1 protein-coding gene is annotated in these 2,790 nt (G+C 63.8%); it reads left to right on the plus strand.

Annotated features, from left to right (window positions below):
* Positions 1 to 20 precede the first annotated feature (20 nt).
* Positions 21 to 2,790, plus strand: a 2,770-nt coding sequence (locus tag GH722_20630) for a tandem-95 repeat protein (protein ID MRG74168.1), incomplete at its 3' end; no start/stop codon positions are given.

Consider the following 2,790-nt stretch of genomic DNA (forward strand, 5'->3'; position numbering starts at 1 on the left):
TCCCGCAGGATACGGATGACATGCCGGCCGGCGGCGCGGCCATGGAACCGCTGACCGCAACAGCCGGGAATGATGTGTTGCAGGGCAGCGGCTCTGATGACCTGCTGGATGGTGGTGACGGTGACGATCTGCTGATCGGCGGCGCTGGCAATGACACGCTGACTGGTGGCGCGGGCAATGATACGGCGGTGTTCAGCGGCAATGCAGCAGACTATACGGTGACGCTGGATGATGCGGCGGGCACGGTGACGGTCAGCGGTGCCGACGGCACGGACCTGCTGCGGGGCATCGATGCACTGCAGTTTGACGACCAGACCCGGACCGACATCAACTTCACACCGGTTGCGGGCACGGTGGTGCTGGCGGATGGCACCGAGGATCAGTCCTTTGTGGTGCAGGCGGCAGATCTTCTGGCCGGTGCGACGGATGCCGATTTTGATACGCTGAGCGTAACAGGGCTCAGCCTTGCCGGTGGCAGCGTGAGCGATAACGGCGACGGCAGCTGGACCGTGACGCCGGGGGCGGACGTGACCGGAGAGATCACGCTGACCTACAGCATCAGTGACGGGACCAGTTCAGCGGCGGCAACGGCAACCCTGACGCTGGCGAATGCGAATGATGCGCCGGATGCAGGCACCGTGACCCTGTCGAACGGTACCGAGAATGTCAGTTATGTTCTGACTGCCGCGATGCTGCTGGCCGGTGCCACGGATATCGACGGTGATGCAGTGACGGTCAGTGGCGTCTCCATCGACCGGGGGACTGTGGCAGATAACGGTGACGGCAGCTGGACGATCACACCGGAAGCGGATCACTGGGGCGCCACGACGGTCAGTTACAGCCTGTCGGATGGCCAGACCACAACCGCGGCGACCACCACGCTCAGCTGGGATGCGGTGAATGAAGCGCCGGTTCTGGGCAATCCGGTACTGGCGGATGCTGCGGAAGACAACAGCTATGTGATTGATGCCGCCGATCTTCTGGCGGGCACCGGCGATGGTGACGGTGATGCGCTGTCGCTGTCCTCTCTGAGCATTGATCATGGCACGGTTGCCGATAACGGCGACGGCACCTGGACGGTGACGGCAGAGGCCGACTTTGCCGGTGAGGCAACGGTGACCTATGGCATCAGCGACGGGATCACCGAGACGCTGGGAACCGTATCGCTGACCTATGTCGGGTCGAATGATGCACCGGTCGTCTCCGGTGCGGTGACGGTGACCGGTGAGGATACCGGTGTGGCGCTGACCATCACCCTGGCGGAACTGCTGGGGACGGCCAGCGATGTCGATGGTGATGTACTGAGCGTCAGTGACCTGTCGGCAGATACCGGCACGATCAGCGACAATGGCAACGGGACCTTCACCTATACCCCGCCGGGGGCGGACTATGTCGGTATTGCGACACTGAGCTATACGGTGAGCGATGGTCAGGGCGGCACGCAGGCTGCCACGGCCTCCGTCGATTACGTGAACATGAATGAAGCGCCGGTTGTCAGCGGTCCGGTTTCGCTGACTGGCACGGAAGACGTGACGATCCGGATCACCACCGACCTGTTGCTCGGTACGGCGAGTGATGCAGATGGCGATCTGCTGAGTGTCAGCAATCTGTCTTCGGCCAGTGGCAGCTTCACGGACAATGGCGACGGCAGCTGGGACTTCACGCCGACTGCCGGGTTCAGCGGTATGGCTGATATCAGCTATGACATCAGCGATGGCCGCGAGACCGTTGCAGGAAGCGCCCGTGTTGATGTGGCGACAGCACCTGTGGCGGAGGCTTCGGTGATCCAGCTGGCCGCCGGCAACAGCGCCGCAGCAACGCTGAGCGGTGGTGGCTCTGCGTCACAGTATCAGCTCTGGGATGCGGCCAGTTCGCAATGGGTCGGGGCAGATCAGGATGTCACCCTGCAGAACGCAGAGGGTGCGGAGATCGGCACGGTGCGTCTCGGTGATATCGACAGTGGTGCCTATCAGTTCACGGCGAGTGCTGACGTCTCGGGCCTTGGGTCGCTTCGTTACCGTGTGGTCGACGGTCATACGGGAGCGAGTGCGGAGGCTGCGGTGACGGTCTCTGTCGGCGGCTCAGGAGCGGGGATCGAGGCGTCCGGGGACTTTGGTTCGGGTTATCTGAGCGGTAATGTGACGGGTGACCGTCAGCGCTGGACCTTCTCGGCCTGGGTGAAGGGTGATCCGGGAGAGAGCGGGAATATCCTGTCTGCGGGCGGGCCACGCTATTCCGACGGACTGGGCTTCAATGGCCAGGGCGGCCTGCGGCTGTGGCTTGACGGTGCGATCGACGGCTATGTGCAGACCGGGTCGTGGCTGACGGATGCCTCACGCTGGTATCATGTTGTGGTCTCGGTCGACACGACACAGGCGGTGGCGTCTGACCGGGTCCTGTTCCATGTGGATGGCGAGCAGGTCGCGACGACGGGCAGCAGTGTCTATCCGCAACAGGGCTACGAGACGATCATCGGGTCGGGTGCGACACTGGCCGTGGGGACCCTGCTGCGGGGTCGTCAGGAAGGCAGCAATCACGATGCGCGCTATGACTATGGCGGCAAGCTTGCCGATGTACATCTGGTCTCCGGCGAGGCGCTGGGGGCGGATGCCTTTGGCGGACTGTCGGGGACGGAGTGGCAGGCCGTGGATGCCGGTGGGCTCGACCATGGCACGGGCGGCTTCCATCTCGACTTCACTGACGGCGGTGCACCGGGAGCGGATGCCTCCGGAACCGGCAACAGCCTGACCCTGCGGGGCAGCGTCCCGCAGGATACGGATGACATGCCGG

Source organism: Alphaproteobacteria bacterium HT1-32 (assembly GCA_009649675.1).
Classification (GTDB): domain Bacteria; phylum Pseudomonadota; class Alphaproteobacteria; order Rhodospirillales; family HT1-32; genus HT1-32.